Source organism: Fischerella sp. JS2 (assembly GCF_032393985.1).
In the GTDB taxonomy this organism is placed as follows: Bacteria; Cyanobacteriota; Cyanobacteriia; order Cyanobacteriales; family Nostocaceae; genus Fischerella.
Window position 1 is genome coordinate 169286 of the sequence record NZ_CP135918.1, and the last position, 22765, is coordinate 192050.

General features: G+C 40.4%; 14 protein-coding genes and 1 pseudogene. 7 read left to right on the forward strand and 8 right to left on the reverse strand.

The genetic code is table 11. From position 1 onward, the window contains the following. Window positions 1–31: 31 nt before the first annotated feature. Window positions 32–718: a magnesium protoporphyrin IX methyltransferase gene (gene bchM, locus RS893_RS00790; RefSeq protein WP_315789357.1), complete on the reverse strand. Its 687-nt coding sequence runs from the start codon at window positions 716–718 to the stop codon at window positions 32–34. 419 nt (window positions 719–1137) lie between these two features. On the opposite strand from bchM, the gene RS893_RS00795 reads away from it, so the two are divergent. Beyond that, window positions 1138–2262 carry an LEVG family PEP-CTERM protein gene (locus tag RS893_RS00795; protein ID WP_315789358.1) on the forward strand — a complete coding sequence of 375 codons (1125 nt, stop codon included), beginning with the start codon at window positions 1138–1140 and terminating at the stop codon, window positions 2260–2262. A gap of 132 nt (window positions 2263–2394) precedes the next feature. Here RS893_RS00795 and nagA read toward each other — a convergent pair whose 3' ends face one another. Further along, the gene (nagA, locus tag RS893_RS00800) at window positions 2395–3600 is read right to left on the reverse strand and encodes an N-acetylglucosamine-6-phosphate deacetylase (protein ID WP_315789359.1); all 1206 of its coding nucleotides are present in this window, start codon (window positions 3598–3600) and stop codon (window positions 2395–2397) included. Window positions 3601–3836: 236 nt separating this feature from the next. Here nagA and purE point away from each other — a divergent pair, with 236 nt between their 5' ends. From purE to RS893_RS00815, 3 genes are all read left to right on the forward strand, one after another. Beyond that, entirely contained in the window at window positions 3837–4355 is a 519-nt protein-coding gene (purE, locus tag RS893_RS00805; protein WP_315789360.1) for a 5-(carboxyamino)imidazole ribonucleotide mutase, read from the forward strand. 1058 nt (window positions 4356–5413) lie between these two features. Further along, window positions 5414–7018 (forward strand): ammonium transporter, encoded by a 1605-nt coding sequence (locus RS893_RS00810; RefSeq protein ID WP_315792149.1) that lies wholly within the window; start codon window positions 5414–5416, stop codon window positions 7016–7018. A 216-nt stretch (window positions 7019–7234) separates the two neighbouring features. Beyond that, window positions 7235–7771: a GAF domain-containing protein gene (locus RS893_RS00815; RefSeq protein WP_315789361.1), complete on the forward strand. Its 537-nt coding sequence runs from the start codon at window positions 7235–7237 to the stop codon at window positions 7769–7771. A 254-nt stretch (window positions 7772–8025) separates the two neighbouring features. Here the strand turns inward: RS893_RS00815 and RS893_RS00820 are convergent. The 6 genes and pseudogenes from RS893_RS00820 to RS893_RS00845 all read right to left on the reverse strand — a co-directional run bounded on the left by RS893_RS00820 (window position 8026) and on the right by RS893_RS00845 (window position 17028). After that, window positions 8026–9233 (reverse strand): annotated as a pseudogene (locus RS893_RS00820) (4-hydroxy-3-methylbut-2-enyl diphosphate reductase). A 141-nt stretch (window positions 9234–9374) separates the two neighbouring features. Beyond that, window positions 9375–10202 carry an SGNH/GDSL hydrolase family protein gene (locus tag RS893_RS00825; protein ID WP_315789362.1) on the reverse strand — a complete coding sequence of 276 codons (828 nt, stop codon included), beginning with the start codon at window positions 10200–10202 and terminating at the stop codon, window positions 9375–9377. Window positions 10203–10410: 208 nt separating this feature from the next. Next, complete coding sequence (locus RS893_RS00830; protein WP_315789364.1) at window positions 10411–11817, reverse strand: ammonium transporter; 1407 nt, start codon at window positions 11815–11817, stop codon at window positions 10411–10413. Between the two features lie 562 nt (window positions 11818–12379). Further along, entirely contained in the window at window positions 12380–14104 is a 1725-nt protein-coding gene (locus tag RS893_RS00835) for a HAMP domain-containing sensor histidine kinase (RefSeq protein ID WP_315789365.1), read from the reverse strand. Between the two features lie 360 nt (window positions 14105–14464). Continuing rightward, window positions 14465–15727 carry a methionine adenosyltransferase gene (gene metK / locus RS893_RS00840; RefSeq protein WP_315789366.1) on the reverse strand — a complete coding sequence of 421 codons (1263 nt, stop codon included), beginning with the start codon at window positions 15725–15727 and terminating at the stop codon, window positions 14465–14467. A gap of 296 nt (window positions 15728–16023) precedes the next feature. Further along, on the reverse strand, window positions 16024–17028 hold the full coding sequence (locus RS893_RS00845; RefSeq protein ID WP_315789367.1) for a phosphoribulokinase: 1005 nt from the start codon (window positions 17026–17028) through the stop codon (window positions 16024–16026). Between the two features lie 1545 nt (window positions 17029–18573). On the opposite strand from RS893_RS00845, the gene petH reads away from it, so the two are divergent. From petH to RS893_RS00860, 3 genes are all read left to right on the forward strand, one after another. Then, entirely contained in the window at window positions 18574–19857 is a 1284-nt protein-coding gene (gene petH / locus RS893_RS00850) for a ferredoxin--NADP reductase (protein WP_315789368.1), read from the forward strand. 136 nt (window positions 19858–19993) lie between these two features. After that, on the forward strand, window positions 19994–21304 hold the full coding sequence (locus tag RS893_RS00855) for a homoserine dehydrogenase (RefSeq protein ID WP_396336479.1): 1311 nt from the start codon (window positions 19994–19996) through the stop codon (window positions 21302–21304). Between the two features lie 384 nt (window positions 21305–21688). Then, the gene (locus RS893_RS00860; RefSeq protein ID WP_315789370.1) at window positions 21689–22681 is read left to right on the forward strand and encodes an S-layer homology domain-containing protein; all 993 of its coding nucleotides are present in this window, start codon (window positions 21689–21691) and stop codon (window positions 22679–22681) included. Window positions 22682–22765: the final 84 nt, after the last annotated feature.

Genomic DNA, 22765 nt, shown 5'->3' on the forward strand with positions numbered 1-22765 from the left:
CAAGATGTAATATCTTGTCGCGATCTTAGCCTTACTTACGGTTAGCTTCCAGTAAGCGGGAGAAATAAAAACGAGTACGTGTCATTGATTGGCGTTGCACCACAAAACCATTTTTCTCTAAAATCTTGACTACATCAGCCTCCCGGTGTAAATAAGCACGAGTCGCTTTACTTGGCCCTGGAAAGAAACTCCCAATTTTCTTGAGAATTGTCAAAGCACAGGTTTTAGGAGCAAAACTGAGAATTATTCGCGACTGTGCTAAAGAACAAAGGTGAGAAATCATTGTATCTGCTTTTTCTTGGGGATAGTGGATGAGAACATCCAAACAAATCACCGTATGGTAGTTACCACTGAGAGTTTCCAAATCTTGAATTGCAAAAGTCAGATTTTCTGGATTTTTCAGGGTTAGAGAAGCTCTTTGTTTCCCTTCTTCTACCATTTTTTCAGAAATGTCGCTGGCATAGACTTTTGCCCCTGCTTCTGCTAATGGGATGCTGAGACTACCCACACCACACCCAGCATCGCAGATAGACAGCCCTGCTAGATTGTCATCTGCTTTTAGCCAGCCGAGTACTTTATCTACAGTTTGCTGATGCCCATTGCGGATATCTAGCTGGACTTTATTGACTTCGCCATTGCCATATATACGTCTCCAACGGTCAAAACCAGTGGAATTGAAATATTCTTTAACAATTGTTTTATCGTCGGCTGCGTTCATGAAATTCAATTATCGAAGAGTATCCAATGCTTAAAAGTATCATGTCTGTCCACTTGGAGGAGAGTGTGGGATTTTTTTGTACTTCACTATCTCAAGAATGAATCTGCACTTATTAACTCCTAAGAAACACTTTGCATCAAAATACTGGGTACTGCTGTACTGCCTTTAGGTTGAGTAACTGTATTTTTAATCTAAACCTGATAAAAATTATTGGTTTTTACAAGAAAATTGATTCTTTTCTAGCGTTTATACTTAAAGTAAAAGTGATTTTTTATACTAATTTTATAAAAATAATAGTTATTTTAATGCTCCGGAATAAATTACTTTAAGAGTTAGTAAATATTTTTTTAGTTCATTGATTAAGTTTTTTGTTGAGGTTATTTGTAGATGAGCAAATGTTTTATCAATAGATTTGATTTATGGCAAGAATAAATTTTTTTATACATTTTATTGCGGCATCTAGTCTCGTTTCTACCTTCTTATCTATGATATCGGTAGCTCATGCGTCTAGCTTAATTCCTAAAGAAGAAGGAGAAATTCAGTTAACAAACTTAGCGTGTTTAAGCAATCAAAATCCTAAATGTATATATACAGCTTTAGGTTCAAACAGCTACAAAGTTACTAGTTTAGAATTTGACAAACAATTTTCTGTGAGTCGTTTATTTGTAGATCAAAGAAACACTACCAACGATTACTCAAAGTTTGGTATTCAGTTTTTGGCAGAAGATGAAGGCACTAATCCATCTATGGGAGAGTATTGGTTACGTCCCGTAGCATATACTGCACCTGTAGTTAAGAAAGACACCAAAACCTCTACTTCCACACAAAAAAATCTGAATGCGCCAGAGGATTCTACTGTAGGAACCAGGACTAATACAACAGCACCAAAAGAAATTACTACAACGCGATCTGACGGCACACAAGTAATTACCGAAGAAATCATTGAAACAACCATAACTACTAGGCAAATTATGGTTGATCAAAAAACAACTCAAACTGTTTATAACGAAAAAACAAAAAAATATGAGACAAAAACAGTGACTGTAAAAGTTCCTAAGTTAGTACAAGATGTTACTACTAAAACGACTACTCAAACAACCACAATTACACCAGGAAAGCCTGTTGAAAATGGAAGATTAGAAGTCGGTAGATTCAAATTTGAATTCAATAATCCTTTGGCTGGTATAAAACTCAATTTTTTTGATGTTGAAGATTTTAATTATACTGGCATATTGAGCTATACCAATTCTCAAGGTAAAAATATTTCTGTTCCACAAATGTTGTCTGGACTCCTTGATAGCAAAGGAAAGATTATAGATGGAACTATCCAATCTTTAACATTAAAGGATGTAAAATCTTTTGTAGTGCAACTAGGTAATCCTGGTACAAAATATGGCTATAAAAGTATTTTCAGTTCAACTGGCGATGGAGTGGGCTTTCAGCTAGAAACTGTGCCAGAACCCAGTAATCTAGCTGGTTTGGGAACTTTAGCTATTCTGGGAATTTTAGGTAGTAGCCAATTGAAGCGAAAAACTAGCTGTTGATATAGATATCTTGCATGAATCCTAAAAACTCCCTTAATCTCCTTGTAATTGGGGAGATTGAGGGGGTTGAGTGGGGTAAAAATATTTGTGCAAGAGATCTAATATTAAGAAAAATCATTAGTACTCCAACTATCAATTACCCGTTATTAACCTCTGCCAAGTTAATTGTCTACTAGATTCATCAAAGTGCCAGCGTAATAATTGGGTAATAGAAGCACCAACTATAGTTCCTGACAAACCGATCGCTTTTCTAGGTGCATCTGTAGCAAGTGCGATCGCTACTTCTACATCACATATTCCCCACTTTACTAAGTTTTGCACTCCTACCAGTAAAGGTAAAGTCGTCCCTGATAAGGTACCATCCGCTAATCGTGCAGTACCACCTTTAACTTCTATTTGTCGATTATCCCAAGGATAGATACCATCGGGTAGCCCCAAAGGTGACAAAGCATCGCTAACTAGAAAAAGTCCTTTCTGATAATGACTAGCACGCAGCAATATATCTAGCATTATTGGTGAGACATGTTGCCCATCAGCAATAAAACCACACATTACCTCCGGATGAGTAATTGCTACCCCTAATAATCCTGGTTCACGATGGTGTAGTGGTGGCATTGCATTAAAAGCATGAGTTACCATCGTTGCACCTACCTCAAAAGCTTGTTGTGCTTGTGCTGCTGTCGCTTGCGAATGTCCTAAACTGACAGTGACCCCTAAAGAACACAAGTAAGAAATTACTTCACCTGTTGCATCTAACTCTGGGGCAAGGGTTACAACTTTGACAATATCAGCATCATCCCCTAACACCCGCTTGACTTCATCTATTGTTAAGGGCAATAAGTACTCAGCTGGGTGGGCGCCGCGTTTGTGAAAATTTAAAAATGGCCCCTCAAGATGAACTCCCAGAATTTGTGATCGCCACAGATGTAAATTCTCGCCATTTGCCATAAACTTGGCAATCACAGCCAGCGATCGCTGAATGTTTTCTACCTTAGTTGTTACTAAAGTTGGTAAAAAAGCGTCTACTCCCGCATTCCACAAAAATCCACAGATTTCTGGCAACATATGAGCATTTTCAGCTTGCAAGTCTGGGAATGCTAACCCCAATGCACCGTTAATCTGCAAATCAACACCACCCAGCGAAATCCAATCACCTTTGACATCTAACACTTGTAAATCTGGTGGTGGAACTCTTTTAAAGACTGTATAAATCGGCAAGATTTGTTCAATCATACCTTGGCGATTCACAAGCAGCATTTGCAAATCTTTATAACCCGGTACTCGTGCATTAATAATGTCTATGGGATAAGAGATAGTACTTTGTGTGGCTTGAGTCATCACACTGAAAATAGGGAAAAGGCTAAAGGTTAAGGGCTAGAGGAAAAAGCAAATTTCAGATGTACACTTGAGTTGATTTTAAATGTAAGAAGCAGTAGTGAATCAAGAATAATAAAGCTGATCAATGAGATGATTATCTCTGATAGAAAGCTTGTCTTTTTCCTCTTCTATCCCTTCGCCTTTACCCTTTCCCCTTTCCCCCTTCCCAGGGGACCCCACCTTCCCCATTACTATCTATGACTCAACCTCTTGTTGGTATTATTATGGGCAGCGATTCCGATTTACCTACCATGCAAGGTGCGATCGCTGTTTGTGAAGATTTTGGTGTTGCTGTTGAAGTTGCGATCATCAGCGCTCATCGTACCCCAGAACGAATGGTGGAATATGCCAAGTCTGCCCACGAACGGGGTATTAAGGTAATTATTGCTGGTGCGGGTGGTGCTGCCCATCTCCCTGGTATGGTTGCATCTCTAACTCCGCTACCTGTGATTGGTGTTCCTGTGCCTAGCCGTCATTTGCAAGGTATTGATTCTTTGTATTCTATTATACAAATGCCTGCGGGGATTCCAGTTGCTACAGTAGCGATTGGTAATGCGACAAATGCTGGACTATTAGCTGTACAAATTATTGCTACACAACAGATAGAATTACTGAAAAAAATCCAAAATTACCGTCAAAACTTATGTGAATCAGTAATGTTAAAACAAGCTAAATTAGACCAAATAGGCTATGAACAGTATTTGAAACAAATGTAGGAACTTGTAATATTTTGGTTTTAATTTATACGTTACTACACTAAAATTAAAGTTTTTTTGATACAAATTCATGTATTAAATAACACTATATATGTAAGAAATATCAATATTGGAAGTATTGAAAGTAACATAAACCTACCCAAAAATAGTATCAAATGTAATCAAAGCTTTAAATATTTTTAATATTTATTCAATTTTCTTACCTAGCTTTAGATAAAGATTGATACAGCTAAAAAATCCTAGCTTGCGGCTGAAATTAAGATATGTATTGATAGAAAAATAAAGAAAAACTGTATTTAAAGTTACAGAAATCCAGAAGTATAAGTTCAAAAATATACAAGCTAATCAAATAAATCTTTCGTAGATTTACAAAAACACTTCGTGACCTCGGTATTATGAAGCCTGTGAATATATTTATCTGTGGTGTCTGTTAATTGCAAAAACAACACACTAGATTGGCAATACCAAATTTTTCTTCGATTAAAGGGTCAATTATAAACGTAGATAAGGTTCATAGTGCGTATTCCTAGAAAGTATGTGTAATCGTTGATAGAACTTTGACAAAGTTAATAATTGCCACTATTGCTATTTTGTTCAATTTACATTATGGGTAAGACAAAAATTTAAAAAAGTTTAAATTCGGGTTAGCTATTTTTTATGGTAGTTTGAGTGAATCCCAAAAAACTTTTTTACTTGCTACCCTACCTTATTTTTCTTATAATTGTTTGCCAAAATTATGCTTACATAGACAAAATTTATTTTCTTTGAAAGTAAAAAATTAAAGAGTCAGTGAAGGGTACTTGACTGTTGATGAAACTACATAATAATAATTTCTTAAGAATGTATGTAGTATCACCAAAGTTAATGCTTACTTCTTGAATGCAAATTGGGTTATTGGATTCTCAAATTTACAAATAACACCTTGCTAAAAATTGAGAATCAGCGAGTTTTAATAACAAACTTGTGTAATAAATAATATCAATAACCACTTGCTTAGCTTTGGGAGAGCGCTCTTTCTACTTAACGTATTTTCTCTGTTAAGGACGTTTTAGAGCATGATGTTAAAGAACAAAAAAAAATCGAAAGCAAAACATAGGCGACAGTCTACAAACTGGAATGTCTACAAATCACAATCCAACTCAATTGTCAATCAAATTTTTTGGGTAATTCAACGCTTGTCTCCCAGCTGGCAAGCTTGTATTCCCATAGCTTGTCTAATTGTGCTGAGTTGGGGTTATGTAGCTGTTGCTCAAACTCCTGCTCCTGCTGGCCCAACCACAGCCGACTTAAAGGTTGCACTTGACACTTTGTGGGTAGCGATCGCTGCTTTTTTAGTGTTTTTCATGAATGCTGGTTTCTGTATGTTGGAAACCGGCTTGTGTCGTCAGAAAAACGCTGTGAATGTTCTTGCCAAAAATCTCATTGTATTTGCTTTGGCTACCGTTGCTTTTTGGGCGATCGGTTTTGGCTTGATGTTTGGCAATGGCAATGACTTTATTGGCTTAAGTGGATTTTTCTTGCAAGGGGCTGATAACAGTCCCGCAACTGGAGATGCTTATAAAGGAGTTTTTAGCGCTCTCAACTGGACTGGCGTTCCCCTAGCTGCCAAATTTTTATTCCAGCTAGTATTTGCCGGAACAGCAGCAACGATCGTATCCGGTGCTGTTGCTGAACGTATTAAATTCGTTGACTTCCTCATTTTCAGCCTCTTACTTGTGGGTATTTCCTACGCCATAACCGGACACTGGATTTGGGGCGGTGGCTGGCTTTACAAAGCTGGTTTCTTTGATTTTGCTGGTTCTACGGTAGTTCACTCCGTAGGTGGTTGGGCAGCTTTGATGGGAGCTGCATTACTTGGACCTCGCCTTGGTAAATATCAGGATGGACAGACAGTTGCCATTCCCGGTCACAATATGAGCATAGCCACCTTAGGCTGTTTAATTTTGTGGTTGGGTTGGTTTGGATTTAACCCTGGTTCCGTAATGGCTGCTGACCCCAACGCCATTACCCACATTGCTCTGACTACTAACATGGCAGGTGCTGTTGGTGGTATCGCTGCCACAATTACAGCTTGGCTATATTTGGGTAAGCCAGACCTATCAATGGTTATTAATGGTATTTTGGCTGGCTTGGTAGCAATCACTGCGCCTTGTGCTTATGTCACTATTGGCAGTTCTTTCATTATTGGTTTAATTGCCGGAGTCATAGTTGTTTTCGCAGTTACCTTCTTTGACAAAATCAAAATTGATGACCCCGTGGGAGCGGTCTCAGTACACCTAGTCTGCGGTATTTGGGGAACTTTAGCAGTTGGTCTGTTTGCTGTCGGTCCTGGTGTAGCAGACTTTTCTTGGTACACAGAAGGTCTTGGCCCAGCCAGGGGTTTATTTACAGGTGGTGGCTTAGGGCAGTTCTTCACTCAGTTAATTGGTGTTCTGTCTGTAGGTGGTATGACTGTTCTTCTCAGCACCATCTTCTTCTTAGTACTCAAGGCTACTTTGGGTATCAGAGTATCTCGCGAAGAAGAAATAGAAGGTCTGGATATCGGCGAACACGGCATGGAAGCCTACAGTGGGTTCCTGAAAGAGGCAGATGCTGGTAGATTCACTGAGTCTACCAGCCCCAGAGGAATATCACAATCTGGAGATTTACCTACAAGCCTGTAATTGTCGATTTATTTAGTTTTTGCTAATTCATGCCAACCCCTAGTAGCTTTGCTTTTGAGAAGGGGGTTGGTTTTTTATTAACGAACCGCCAAGAGTGCTAAGACGCCAAGGAATACAAAGTTATGAATTAAGTACAAGTTTTGTATTGTGTCGATAGGATGATGTTTGGAATTACAGGTTATTGACAAAATATGCAGAAAAATAATTTGTTTTTCTATGACTGATTTAATTTTGCCAAAAGCTATAAAAAGCGTTCTAGACAGACATAGCGATCCAGATTATGTCTTTGCTACCTTACTTCCGGTACTAGGGGAAGTTTTGCAATGCGATCGCTGTTTTCTTTATCTGAGAAATCCTCAAACTAAGTTAGGTAAAATAGCCCATTGGTGGCGGCGTAATCAACAGATACCAGAGATAACAGACACCAACTGGAGATCAGAACCAGAGTCGTTATCAAAAGAAGACCCCTTATTCGCAGCCGCTTTACGAACCGATCCTTCTATTTATGTCGAAGATGTGGAAACCGCCAGCCCAGAGGTTGTTAATAAAGAATTTGAGCATAAAAATTTTGGACATCGAGCGTTAATTCATGCTCACTTATGTCAAGAGGGTCAACTGTGGGGTATTTTACAACCAGAAATTTTTGGTCAAAAGCGAGTTTGGTCAGCATTTGACCGCGCCATTATCACTCAACTGGAAACTAAACTGCCACCCTTGGCAGTTGCCTATATTCAATTTGATGTAAACGAGTAATCTATCTATGTCTATCTGTGTACATCTGTGTGCATCTGTGGTCGATTTTTAAAACATAATTTTTTAGTACCATTAGTTATTTCCTATGAACTATAGGCTATTTTCGCTTACCTTTCCCCCTGGCATTACATAGCATTCCGATCAGATTTGTGAAAAAGCAGAGTTTCACAAATTAAATTACTAAATTAAGAGCTAAAAAACAAGAACTGCGACTTTTTAGGATTTAGCCGCAGTTCTTTATCTCAAAAATCAATTCAGGCAATAGCCACTATTGATTTTAATTCAAATATCTTTTCAATTACATCTTCTACTACCTTATCAGGTGTAGAAGCACCAGAAGTCACACCGATAAAAATTTTTCCATCAGGCAACCAGTTGTTTGTAATTTCCAAATTGCCATTTAATAATCGATGTTCGATGCGATTTTCAGATATAATTCTATCAACACTATCAATATGGTAAGAAGCAATTCCACGCTCAAAAGCTATTTGTTGTAATTGGGTAGTGTTTGATGAATTAAACCCACCAATGACAATCATTAAATCTAGCTTTTGTTCTACCAATTCCAACATAGCATCTTGCCGTTCTTGAGTAGCATCACAGATAGTATTAAAGCTTTGGAAATGGTCATTTAAGTTAGCTGGCCCATACTTTTGCATCATAGTATGTTCAAACAGCTTGCCAATTTGCTCAGTTTCACTTTTGAGCATTGTAGTTTGGTTGGCAATGCCAATCATTTCTAAATCTTTGTCGGGGTCAAATCCTGGTGAGTAAGCTTTACTGAATTTAGCAAGAAATTCTTCTCGATTTCCGCCATGCAAAATGTAGTTAGCTACGTATTCTGCCTCTTTTAAATTCAAAATAATGAGATATTTTCCTGCAAAAGAACTAGTAGCGATTGTTTCTTCATGCTTATATTTACCATGAATAATTGAGGTATATTCACGCTTTTTATGCTTCTCAACTGTATTCCAAACTTTTGATACCCAAGGACAAGTGGTATCAACTATTTTGCAGCCTTTATCGTTAAGTATCTGCATTTCTTGAACGCTAGCACCAAAAGCGGGCAATATCACAACGTCACCAGTTTCCACAATCGAAAAGTCTTTTTTTCCTACTGTAACCGGAATGAATTCTACATTCATTTCTCGCATCCGTTGGTTAACAGAAGGATTGTGAATAATTTCATTAGTAATCCAAATGCGTTCTGTGGGGAAGTGCTTACGAGTTTCATAGGCCATGGCTACAGCACGTTCTACACCCCAACAAAAGCCAAAAGCTTCGGCGAGTCGAATTGTATGTCACCTCGCGTGAGGGTGTAATTATTATTCCGTATTTGCTGAATTAGCTGACTTTGATATTCTGACTGCAATTGGGTGGCAACTTCTTCTTGATGACCAAACCCTTTACGATGATAATTTTCAGAATGTTGAAGTGAACGTTTAAAAGCTTTAGTATCCATGTTTTTTCAACAAAAATCACTCTTTCATATTTTCTCGCGCCGAGGCACTGTTGTGGTGGGGAGATAGGGAGATTGGGAGGTGGGGAGAATATAGAATTAAGTTCTCCCCATCACCCCATCCCCCTATCACCCCATCTTCTTCTAGCGCCCATCTTCTAGTTCCATCTGGCTATATAATTGCAAAGCAGAACTCCAAACTAAATAACCCTGAGAATTAAGATGCAAGCCGTCGGTGCTTAATTCGGGACGGAGATTACCCTGGTTGTTGACAAATAGGGGATGTAAGTTTAAATATTTGACGCCTTCTGTTCTAGCTATGGTTTGCAGTTGCTGATTCAACTGACGAATGCGACTATTAGAAATAGCTAGTAATTTTTCTCGCCCTTCCCAATTTGCTTCTTCTCCTCCGTGTGGCAAAATTGACTGAATAACTATTTGTGTCTGGGGATGCACCTGACGCAGGTAACGCATGATTCGCCGATGGTTTTCTAAAATTATCTCATCGTCCTTGCCCTGAATTAGGTCATTAATACCAATCATCACAAAAATTGTTTCTGGTTGGGTGCGGTCAAATAGTTTTAATCTTTTTAATAACCCAGTGCTATTTTCTCCGGATATACCTTGGTTTAACCAGTTCCTCCTTAGAGGTAATAGTTCAGGAGGAAACCATAAACTTAAAGAATCTCCTGCAATTACAGTGAGATGATCTGGATATTTTTCAGCAGCGACTTTCGCTTCTTGTTTGAGAATATCTACCCACTGTTGATAATTAAGTTTATGACGATTACCCAACTCTGGTGTGGGTTGTGATGAAGCATTCGCATTAGCGTGATTTGGCAATATATCCGCGAAAAAAGCAGTCACCCTCTGCTGTCGCCAGATTAGCAGGATGACCGCTAGCAAGAGTATGCCGTTGGTAATCAGCGATAGAATTGCCCAAGTAGGAGAAGTTTTTGCAGAAGTGGACACGATTGTGGGGAGTATACCAAATCTTTAGTACCAGATTTTATAATGCTGGTGTCCACAAAATGTCACTATTTTGAAAATAGGGAACTTTTAACAGGGAATGGGGAACACGAATCGGGAAGAGGTTTTCATGTTACTTAGAGAGATATTTTCGTGATTGCTGTCTTGAAAATCTAGCTTAAGTGTTGTTGGTGTACCCGCCCCATAATGACTACTTGTTACTAACGGAAATGCGATCGCCAAATTCTTCGTTATAACCTTCTTCTCCGTGTTCGCTGATATCCATTCCTTGCATTTCTGCTACTTCTTTCACACGTAGACCAACTGTAGCATCAATCAGCTTGAGAATAACGAAGGTTCCCACACCAGCAACAACATAAGCAATAGCAATTGCTGCTAGTTCAACTAGTAATTCCCTGGGATTACCATACAGTAAGCCATTTTTCCCGGCGGAGTTCACTGCGGTAGTAGCAAAAACTGCTGTTAAAATTGCACCTACCGTTCCACCCACGCCATGTACAGGATAAGTATCTAGGGCGTCATCAATTTGTATTTTGTGCTTAAAGCTAACAGCATAAAAGCAAACAAAAGTCGTGATACTACCAATTAAAATTGCTGCTAGTGGTGTGACAAAGCCTGCGGCTGGAGTAATACCTACTAAACCAGCAACTGCTCCTGTAGCTGCACCAACTGCGGTTGGTTTACCACGTAGAACTTTTTCTAAAATCAACCAAGTTAATGCTGCTGCTGCTGCTGCTGTATTTGTGTTAACAAAGGCTATTGTTGCTAAGCTACCTGAAGCAAGAGCGCTACCAGCATTAAAGCCAAACCAGCCAAACCATAACAGCCCAGCACCTAACAAAATGAAGGGAACGCTGTGAGGAGGACTAAGACGATCAGGAAAGGTTTTGCGAGGCCCAAGAACGATCGCTGCTACTAGGGCAGAAACCCCAGAACTAATATGAACGACTGTACCACCTGCAAAGTCGAGAGCGCCCAAGCCGCCTGCTAAGCCAATAAATCCACCTTTTCCCCACACCATATGGGCCAGAGGAGAGTAAACAAAAGTAGACCATAGCAGTACAAATAAACTATAAGCAGTGAAGCTCATTCGTTCAGCGATCGCCCCAGAGATTAACGCTGGGGTGATGATGGCAAACATGGCTTGGTAAATCATGAATGCCAGGTGTGGAATTGTTGGTGCATAAGAAACGAAATCAGCGGGATTCGACCCTTTGAGATAATCTGTGAGTTCTGTGCCAACACCATTCAAACCCAGCCACTGTAAACCACCAATAAAGGGATTTCCAGGCGCAAAGGCAAGGCTATAGCCCCACAAAATCCAAGTTACTCCCACAATTCCCATAAGTACGAAGCTCATCATCAACGTGTTGAGAACGTTGCGAGAACGTACAAATCCACCATAAAAAAAGGCAAGTCCAGGAGTCATCAGCAATACTAAAGCTGCGGATATCAGCATAAATGCTGTATCCGCAGCAGTTTGAGCATTAGAAATTGCTGCATTAACATCAACGGGTGCAGCCAAAGCATTGCCTATGAGAGGTCCTGCTAGAAGCACTAGGGCGATCGCCCCAATCATCACAACTTTCTTCAACACTTGTTTTTTGTCCCTTTTCGCCAACATTTCAAGACTATTACGTACATTCATTTGAGTAACTTTTAATACGATTTTCTGTATTAAAATTGACCCAAATTTAGTAAGTTTTGAGACATTCCTCAAAATATACTTCTTTTAGTAGTTGGCAGAAATTAAAGTTTTATGCATTTATGCATTTTTTGCATAGTTTTTTATAGATAAAGAAAGTGATAAATAAAGAGAATAGAGGAGTAATTGAGTATTTTTATCTCAATTCATAATATGTCGATTTTACATAAAATAGTTTTATAAAATCTAACCAGTAAGTAAGACTAGAAGATTAAGAGTAAATTTTTTAAATAAACTTTAAGTAGGTTTGACTAGTTACAAAGAAAGGCAGAGGGCAAAAGGCAGAAGGGATTTTACTTCCTGCTCTGTGAAAAAACTTTAGTTTTGGGTAGGTTGCCCAGTTTGAAAGTTGGGAATAGGGAATAGGGAACTCTTAAAAAAATTCCACTTTCATGCTTGACGCTGAGACTTGTTTGATTGGGACTGCCTTCTGCCTTCTGAACAATTACCCTAGTTATCCTTGAGCAACAAGTGGTAAACGTACAGTGAAAACAGACCCTATTCCCTGCTCGCTCTTAACAAAAATTTCACCACCCATCATTAAACAAAAGTGACGGCTAATTGCCAACCCAAGTCCAGTACCGCCATACTTTTTCGTTGTTGAGGCGTCCCCTTGTGTAAAGGGTTGGAATAACTGCTGTTGTTGCTGTAAAGACATGCCAATACCTGTATCTGTCACAGTGAAAATGATGATTTCACTGCGTTCTTCGTCTGATGAGTAAACTTTTTCTCTTTTGACATTTAATGTCACTTTACCATTAGTAGTAAACTTAGCTGCATTACTCAGCAAGTTGTAAAGCACCTGCCTAAGCTTAGTCTGATCGGTGTGCATGATGCCCAATTCTTGCTCATAATCCACTTCTAAAACATTGCCATTTTTTTCTACTAGCGGCTTTACCGTTAGCACAACACTATTAATTAATGTCATCAGGTCAAATGTCTCTGGATAAAAAGTCATTTTCCCTGCTTCAATTTTTGATAAGTCGAGGATGTCGTTGATTAGTAACAAAAGATGCCTACCAGCAGAATTAATTGATTCCAAATCACTGATGAACTCTCCTCCTAAGCTGGTATCAGCAGCATCATCTTGGAGCAGCTGACTCAAACCAATAATGGCGTTCAATGGTGTACGTAATTCGTGACTAATATTCGCCAAAAATTGACTTTTGGCTTTGTTGGCTCCTTCTGCCAATTCTTTGGCATGTTCTAGTTCCTTAGTATGTTTTGATACTTGTTCTATAAGACGATTCAGAGATTTTGCTAATAAACCTATTTCATCTTCAGTAGTGACAGGTGCGCGCAAGTCAAAATTTGATTTCCGTGCTACTTGTTCGGCAACTTGAGTGACGGTGATAACTGGTTCAGCGATCGCTCGAGAAGTACGCCAAGCCACAACAGCAGCAACTCCCACCGACAAGAGCATACTAGCCATGACTATTAATCTTTCAATTCCTTTAGACTGGCTAACATCATTTTTCATCCTCTCCTCTACTTGCTCGGCGCTTTGCAGGAGATCATTCAAATATTTATATAGTTGGTCTAGGCGTGAGGCTGTATCACTACGCAAAACAGCTAGTAACTGTTTTTGGACTATAGATGCTTGCTGTGGTGATATTTGCTGGTTACTAATTGGTTCTAAGATAGACTCAATGTCCTGAACATAGGAGTCTAAATTAGTCGCGTAATTTTGTAATAAAGTCTGTAGAGAAGCTTCACTGGTTGCTAAGTTCTTGGGCTTGCTTTCCAGAAAAGCCATGATTTGATTTTCTATTTTTTTAGTTTTTTCGATATTTTCCAGAAATTTATCTCTTCTGTAGGTTAGCTTTTCTGGATCTTCGACGACAGCAGGCAAATTTGTACTTTGGATTTGTGCATCTGCGATCGCATCTTTATAATTAACCAGCATTTGTGTCTGGTAATGGGCGTGATCTAATTCCCTGATTTGTTGTCCTCGATAAAAGTTGGCGACAAACAATCCAGCAAGTGAACCAAAAAACCCAATCCCAATTGCCAGAAAGTAACCATAACCTATTTTTTGATGGATGCGCCACGAACTAGCCTTAAGTTTCCCTCGCGAGGGAAATTCGATAGTTGGCAGTTCGTCGGTTGAGGGGTCGTTGGCTGGCACTTTTGTTGTTTCTGAACTGTTGTCAAAAGCGGTTGGTTTGTGAGTTTGCATCCCTCAAATCTTCTTATCCTCCCGCCAAAGTTATTACATCAATCATAGGCATAAAATCACTGACACCAGTGACTCTCACCTAATCTTATCTTCCTTTATAACAAGAACAAATATTCGCTCACTATTATAGTTAGCATCACTCTCATGGTATTTAAGCAGTTTTTATATTTGTGAATTTTGTACAAATATAAGGATCAAGGATAAGGAATAGGGAAAATGCAAGCGAGAAATTCTTCCTTGTCTCCCTTGTCCTCTGTGTCCCTCTTGTCCCCCATCCCCGATCCCTTTTTGATTGACAGACAATTAAGAGTTAGGAGCTAAAGTTTATACTTTTGACTCCTAATTCGGGGCTGAAATGAATTAAGCGATCGCAGCAGTTGAAGCTTGTTTATTGAGTGCTTGTTTTAACAACTCTGCCTTATCAGTACGTTCCCAAGGCAGGTCTAAATCTGTCCGACCGAAGTGACCGTAAGCCGCGACGTCCTGATAAAAACGTCCGCCTCGTTCGCTTGGCAGATTGCGTAAGTTAAAGCTATGGATAATTCCAGCTGGGCGCAGTTCAAAATGATCTGTAATTAATTGGAGTAAGGTTTGATCATCAACTTTGCCCGTACCAAAGGTATCCACCATAATGCTCACTGGTCGCGCTACACCGATAGCATAGCTAAGCTGGACTTCACATTTTTCTGCCAAACCTGCGGCAACAATATTTTTTGCAGCATAGCGACAAGCATAGGCGGCACTGCGATCTACCTTAGTGGGGTCTTTACCAGAAAAAGCGCCACCACCATGTCGGGAGTAGCCACCGTAGGTATCGACAATAATTTTACGTCCAGTTAGACCGGAGTCTCCTTGCGGTCCGCCGATCACAAATTTACCAGTGGGGTTGACTAAAAAGCGAGTATTTCCATCAGGCTTAATTTCCAAGTCGCCAAATACAGGTTCAACCACTGCTGACCACAGGTCTTTTTTGATTTTGGCTTGCACTTCTGCCTCATCAGTAATATCACCAATGGTAGGTGTATGCTGTGTGGAAATTAGGATGGTATCAATGCCAACAGGGCGTCCATCTTCGTAAGCAACAGTGACTTGAGTTTTGCCATCAGGGCGCAGGTAGGCTAATTGACCTGTCTTGCGGACTGCTGCTAGCCGACGGGCTATACGGTGAGCAAGGCTGATAGGTAAAGGCATCAGTTCCGGTGTTTCGTTACAAGCGAAACCGAACATAATACCTTGGTCGCCAGCACCAACTTTATCGAATTGTTCCTCACTATCCTGACGTGCTTCATGGGCTGTATTTACACCCTGGGCGATGTCGGGTGATTGCTCATCTAAAGCTACTAGCACAGAACAACTGTTTGAGCAGAAGCCATTGACTGCATCGGTATAGCCAATTTCCGCTATTTTTTTGCGGGCGATATTAACATAATTGACACTGGCTTTACTTGTGATTTCACCAGTAATTAATACCAAGCCAGTATTAACAACAACTTCAGCAGCAACACGACTAGTTGGGTCTTGTGTAAGCAATGTATCTAGAATTGCATCCGAAATTTGATCGCAGATTTTATCTGGATGACCTTCGGTTACTGACTCGGAGGTAAATAGATAGCGTTTAGACAAATTAAATTCCTCCTAAACAATGGGAATTAACTGACTAAATGTTGCCATTTAATCTAGCTACTTTAATCTGCAATCATAACAATATTTTTACATTCAGCAGATAAAGCAGTTGGTAATTTCATAAAATCCACCCTTTACTGTTGTATTCTTGAAAATTGAAGAAGGCAGCTATGCTGGAAGTAAAAGGCAAAAGGCAATAAGAGGGTAATTGGGGTTCTGTGTTATTCAAGACTATTATTCATAAAAAAAGGGACACGAAGAGTATCCCTTAGATATTAGACACAAACACTGTTGCCTTAAACTTGAATCGCCATTTTGGCTTCCTTTGCTGTCAAACGCTCGTAAGTAGCGCGCATTTTTAATCCTGTTAGCACTTGGAATAAACCTGTACCATTGTTGGAACCTGGATACTCTCTGTGCTGGAGTAATAGATGAGTCATCTCGCCTTGATACTTGGTGGATGTGTTGCTGAGATGAGTTTCGATGTAGATAACTTCTTCGAGGTTATCAAATTGACCATCTACCTCTAGAACAGAGACGTAGCGACCATAGTATACATCTGAACCATAGTACAGTTGCATACCAGGATAGGAACAAGTCAGCTTGCGTCCACAAGGAGTCCAGTGGATTGTAGAACCTTCATCGAACAGATAAACTGGTTCAAAGCCTTCTTTGCCCTCGCGTTGCAACATCCGTACCCGCAGAACTTTACGCTCTTTGTCCTCTTTGATGAGATTGGTAGGTAAGACCTGAAGAACTACATCAGCAAATTCTCTTTGTGGTTCAATGTACTTCTGAAAATCAGGTTTACGAGAATTGATTTGAGCCAAAACATCTTCGTAGCGGTGACCGCGTTCAGCCATATCTCGCTGAATCTTCCAAGCAATTTTGACTTCATCACTAATATCAAAATAGACGCTGAAGTCAATTAGCGATCGCACACGTTCATCATATAAAGGATGTAGCCCCTCAATCACTAAAATATGATTTGGTTCTACCAGTTCGGGTGGATCGATAGTGCCAGTTTCGTGGTTATAAATTGGCTTCATGATTGATTGACCTTCTTTGAGCGCTTTGATTTGCTCATACATCAGGTCAAAATTGTTGGCTCTAGGGTCAAGTGCAGTTATCCCTGTTTCTTTACGTTGCTTACGATCGAGAGAATGATAGTCATCCAAACAGATAACTGTCATCAACTCCTCACCGAATAAATCCGTCAGACGACGCAAAAACGTAGATTTACCACACCCAGAGTCTCCGGCTACCCCGATTAGTACCACACGTTCTGGTTTACTACTCATAAATCTCCTCTAAATGCTAAAGATGAGTTAATCAATAATTTTTCACACCTACAGACATGAAGCCAGGAGCTTACCCCTTTGGTTTATCCTGCGTTCTTGCTACTCAGCAGCACCAATAGACATATTACGGGTAAGCTAAAGAGTCATAATTGTTACCCGTTTTTGTTGCCTAAGTTGTTGCTGGTAAGTATTTAATCCTAGTGATATATTGGATTCTAACAGAAGGGGTTATTCTATACAAGGCTTGCTATCAGCAAGAAAATGCGTTTTTGGAATCATAGTTGTGAATGTTTAGCAATCACAAAAATTCCCTCAAAACCTGCGGTGCAGCTACTTAAGTTGAGTCGCAAACCCAAAAATCTAGGTTTTGGATATTTTTTCCCATAGCAGCAAAGCAGTTAACCTTAAGATTAGTGCTACTTGTAGTGTGTCACACTAACTTTGAATAGTTTGTAGCAGCACTTTAGTGCTGATTTGAACGCTGTAGTAGCTACCGTTAGGGCAGCACCCACTACAAACATTACAAAACTAATGCGACAAACTAGTAGATTGTTAGTCTTGAATTATTAGGTGTTTGAGATCACAAACACCCAATCACCAAAAACTGTTAACAATCATTCAGTTCAAGTCTCACAACTCTTTCAGGAGTATTATGGTAATTGAGGGTAGCAGCTTATGACTCTATATAATTCAAGTCTATAAGGTATAATTTAATTTTTAAAGTACTTTTTTACCTTTTCTAAATTTTTATTCAGCAAAAAGCAAAAATTGATAAGATTGAAAATTATCTTTTGTGACCTATCCTCAGAAAGAAGTAACAAAATAGATACTAAGGCAATTAACTCTACATTGATCAGATAAGTACAAAAGAGCGCTCAAGCAGCTTGGTTATGTATTTGTAGAGGTTGACAGATGTTTCACATCAAGTAAAACTTAATTTATAATCTGTATCGGAATACTTTCATATTCTATGATTATGCTTGTTGTGTTATTAAGCATAACAAAGTCGTTTTTGTGGCAATGAAATGTTCCAAAACCTCTAAGCGATGAAGCTTTGCAGTCTGGCAACAATAAAATATGCAGAACCATTAAGTTGAAAAGCCTACGACATAGGTCTGACAGCTTTCTGCGAAGCCACTAACTGCATAGCTGCCTTCATTATGATTAGAGGCTTCACATACAAGTGAAACAAACTGGAAGCATATCTTCCTGAAACTGGCATTTTGAAGTCAAACACCTAAAGCAGGGTGTACTTTGGGTTACAGAGAGCTATCTATGTTGTAGCGATGCTATATCACGAAAAAAAAATTAAATTGACTCATTATTAACATTCTCCAAAGAACTTATCCTTTACCTTAGAAGGTGAACAGGTGTGACTTTTGCCATGCTTTAGTGTCTTTGGTGAGTGTACGTAAAAAGGCATTGGCTAATGCCGCTTTTCCAAGTATCAGTTTTTTGTCACCAAAAATTTGGTATGAAGAGCTGAATATGTGGTGAAAGGGTTTTTTGAGAAAAGGTTAAGTAAATATCGGAGTGGTAGAACGAATGTACTATAGAGGTGCTGTTGAAGGAGCTGCCAACACAGAATCAGGTAGCCGTGTTTTTGTTTACGAGGTGGTTGGTCTGCGTCAGAGTGAAGAAACTGATCAGACGAACTATCAAATTCGTAACAGTGGCAGTGTGTTCATCAGAGTGCCTTACAGCCGCATGAATCAGGAAATGCGACGTATTACTCGCCTGGGCGGCAGAATTGTTAGCATACAACCAGTCAGTGTTTTACAGCAAACTAATGGTAAAGCCACATCTGCTAAATCTGCTCACGAAGGGAATGGTAATGCCACACCTGTAAATGCTGAACCACTAGTCCAGCAACAGCCCCAGAAGAATGAGACGAAAGGCAAGACCATGACTCAAGCGAAAGCTAAAAAAGATGCCCACGCTGACGTTCCTGTCAACATTTACCGCCCTAATGCTCCTTACATTGGTAAATGCATTTCCAATGAAGCATTAGTAGGAGAAAACGGTATCGGTATTGTTCAGCATATCAAGTTCGACCTCTCTGGCGGAAATTTGCGTTACATAGAAGGTCAAAGTATCGGTATTATTCCGCCGGGACTGGACAAGAATGGCAAACCAGAAAAATTGAGACTATACTCCATTGCTTCGACTCGTCACGGCGATGATGTAGATGACAAGACTGTATCACTGTGCGTCCGTCAGTTAGAGTACAAGCATCCAGAAACTGGCGAAACAGTCTACGGTGTCTGCTCGACTTACCTGTGTAACCTCAAGCCTGGAGATGAAGTCAAAATCACAGGTCCAGTGGGTAAGGAAATGTTACTACCCCCAGACGAAGATGCCAACGTGATTATGATGGCAACAGGAACAGGTATTGCCCCCATGCGTGCCTATCTCTGGCGGATGTTCAAGGATGCTGAAAAAGCTGCTAACCCAGAATACCAGTTTAAAGGCTTCTCATGGCTGATTTTTGGTGTTCCCACAACTCCAAATATTCTTTACAAAGAAGAATTGGAAGAAATGCAAGCGAAGTATCCTGATAATTTCCGCTTGACTTATGCCATTAGCCGTGAGCAGAAAAATCCCCAAGGCGGCAGAATGTACATTCAAGACCGCGTTGCTGAACACGCAGATGAACTGTGGAGTTTGATTAAGAACGAGAAAACCCACACCTATATTTGCGGTTTACGTGGTATGGAAGATGGCATTGATGCAGCCCTTTCAGCAGCAGCAGCGAAAGAGGGTATCAACTGGAGCGACTATCAAAAAGAACTCAAGAAAGCTGGGCGCTGGCACGTTGAAACATATTAATTTGGTTGATAGTTAGTAGTTAGTAGTTAGTAGTTGTTTATTTCAATCAATAACTAACAACTAACTATATAAAGATCTAGTAGGGTGGGCAATGCCCACCCTACAATTGTTGTTGGTGAAATTTGGTGTAAGATTCGTGGGCGTAAAGCTGGGAATACTGGGTTTGGGTACAGTAGGCACGGGTACAGTGCAACTTTTACAAGATAATGCAGGGCGTCACCCGTTGTTGCGAGATGTAGAAATATATCGCGTGGGGGTACGATCGCTTGACAAATCCCGGATGGTAGAATTGCCGGATGCAGTATTAACAACAGATTTAGCAGCAATAGTCAACGAGCCGCAGGTAGATATAGTCGTTGAGGTCATTGGTGGACTCGAACCAGCGCGATCGCTAATTCTCAAAGCCATTGAAAATGGCAAACATGTCGTTACAGCTAATAAAGCGGTAATTTCCCGTTTTGGGCATGAAATTTTTACTGCTGCCAATAAAGCTGGTGTATATGTCATGCTAGAGGCTGCTGTTGGTGGTGGTATCCCAGTGATTCAACCCCTCAAGCAATCTTTAAGTGTCAACCGCATTCATACCGTTACAGGCATTGTTAACGGTACAACTAACTATATCTTGACGCGGATGCAAGCTGAAGGCATTAACTTCGATGATGTCTTAGCTGACGCCCAAAAGCTGGGTTACGCAGAAGCCGATCCTACAGCTGATGTTGATGGCTTAGACGCCGCAGACAAAATAGCTATTCTGGCCTCATTAGCCTTTGGTGGACGCATTAAACTACAAGATGTCTATTGTGAGGGTATTCGACAAGTCAGCAAGACAGACATTGCCTATGCCGAGAAATTGGGGTTTGTCATTAAACTACTAGCAATAGCTAAAACAGTTAATCTTCCCTCCATTACTCCATTACCCCACCATTACCCCATCTCCGTCAGAGTTCACCCTACTCTGGTTCCGAAAGCACACCCGTTAGCCAGCATCAACGGTGTTCATAATGCCATTCTTGTAGAAGGAGAACCGATTGGACAGGTGATGTTTTTTGGCCCAGGTGCTGGTGCTGGGGCAACTGCTAGCGCTGTATCATCTGACATCTTAAATTTGGTAGCAGCACTGCAAGCCAATACAGCTACACCTAACTCCTTATTATCTTGTGGGCATCAAGACTACTGCCAAATTACGCCACTAGAAGAACTTGTTACCAGATTCTATACCCGTTTTCTGACCAAAGACCAACCAGGGGTAATTGGTAAACTGGGAACCTGCTTTGGTAAATACAGTGTAAGCTTAGAGTCAGTTGTACAAACAGGCTTTCAGGGGGAATTAGCAGAGATTGTTGTTGTTACCCATGATGTCCGAGAAGGAGATTTCCGCCAAGCTTTGGCAGAAATTCGTACCTTAGAAGCGATAGACAGCATTCCCAGCTTGTTACGAGTGTTATAAGAAACTTTGTTAGTGGTTAGTAGTTAGTACAGACGCGATGTTCCTCGCGTCTGTACATTAGTGGTAAGTCAGCGACTCTTACGCAGGGGGTCCCTCCCCCAACCCCAAAGGGGACCCCACTCCCCCAATCCCCAACGCCTCTTTCTTTATGCCGGGGGACCCTTACTTTACAGAAGCCGAGTAAAGCGCGTCTACGGCAATCGCTCATGGGGGACTACCGGTCCCCATGAGCGACTGACGAACCCGTAGACGCCCAAGCGCTTCTCACAAGAGTAGGGTTAGTGGTTAGGGGTTAGTAAGTAATGCGTAATAAGAACAAGACCAACCAACAACCATCAACCAACAACCAACAATCAACAATTAGGATAATTAGGATAATCACCGATGACAAATACGCCTCCCGATCCTAAGTCATCTCAAACAAATGCCCTTGGCTTTGATGAATTTATTGGCATTCTTGTTGCCTTTGCCACTATCGGGGCAATTTTGTTTTGGTCATTTTCCCGTCAGGAGTCTGGCTGGAATTTTAACAGCTTGTTGTCACCTTTTTCTACTCCAACTACTTCCCCCACACCTTTAGCTAAACCAACTCCTCCAGATTTAGAATCTCGTCAAATACCATCTGCATCTGCCCAAGAGAACTTGAGTAGAGTAACACCATCTGCCAGTGTTAACCCGACTGTTTTGCCACAAGAACAAGTACCTTTTCCACCCTCTACTACCAACAGAACCCTACCACTAGTTATTCCTGAGCAAAAATCAACAATTCCCCCACCGATTGCATTTACTGATGTACCTGGTGACTTTTGGGCGCGTCGTTTTATTGATGTGCTTTCCTCTCGGAATATAATTAAGGGCTATCAAGATTACACCTTTAGACCAAATCAGCCTGTCACCCGTGCTGAATTTGCTGCCATTGTGGAACAAGCGTTTGGAAAAGAACTTAGCAAGACCAAGAATACAATCTCTTTTAAGGATGTAGCACCTCGGTTTTGGGCAAACTCAGCCATTGACCAAGCCATTAGTACAGGGTTTTTAAAAGGCTACCCTAACAAAGTTTTTAGACCACAGCAAAAGATTCCGCGAGTTCAGGTATTAGTTGCTTTGACTAGTGGAATGAATTTAAATGTTCCTGCTTCTCAAACTCGAATTTTAAGCTTTTACACGGATGCTCAAGAAATCCCTAATTATGCTACTGACAAAATAGCAGCTGCCACAGCCAATGGCCTTGTGGTTAACTACCCAAATCCTCAAACCCTCAATCCTAATAAAGAAGCTACCCGTGCTGAGGTAGCGGCTATGGTTTATCAAGCTTTGGTGCGAACGGGAAGGTTAGACGCAATTCAATCTGAATATATTGTCAAAGCGCCTAATTAAATAAAGTTACACAAGTGGTCAAGAGTTGCTAAGAATCTACTTGACCACTTGGGAGGAGGCGAGATCCAGCAGTAATTCACAGCG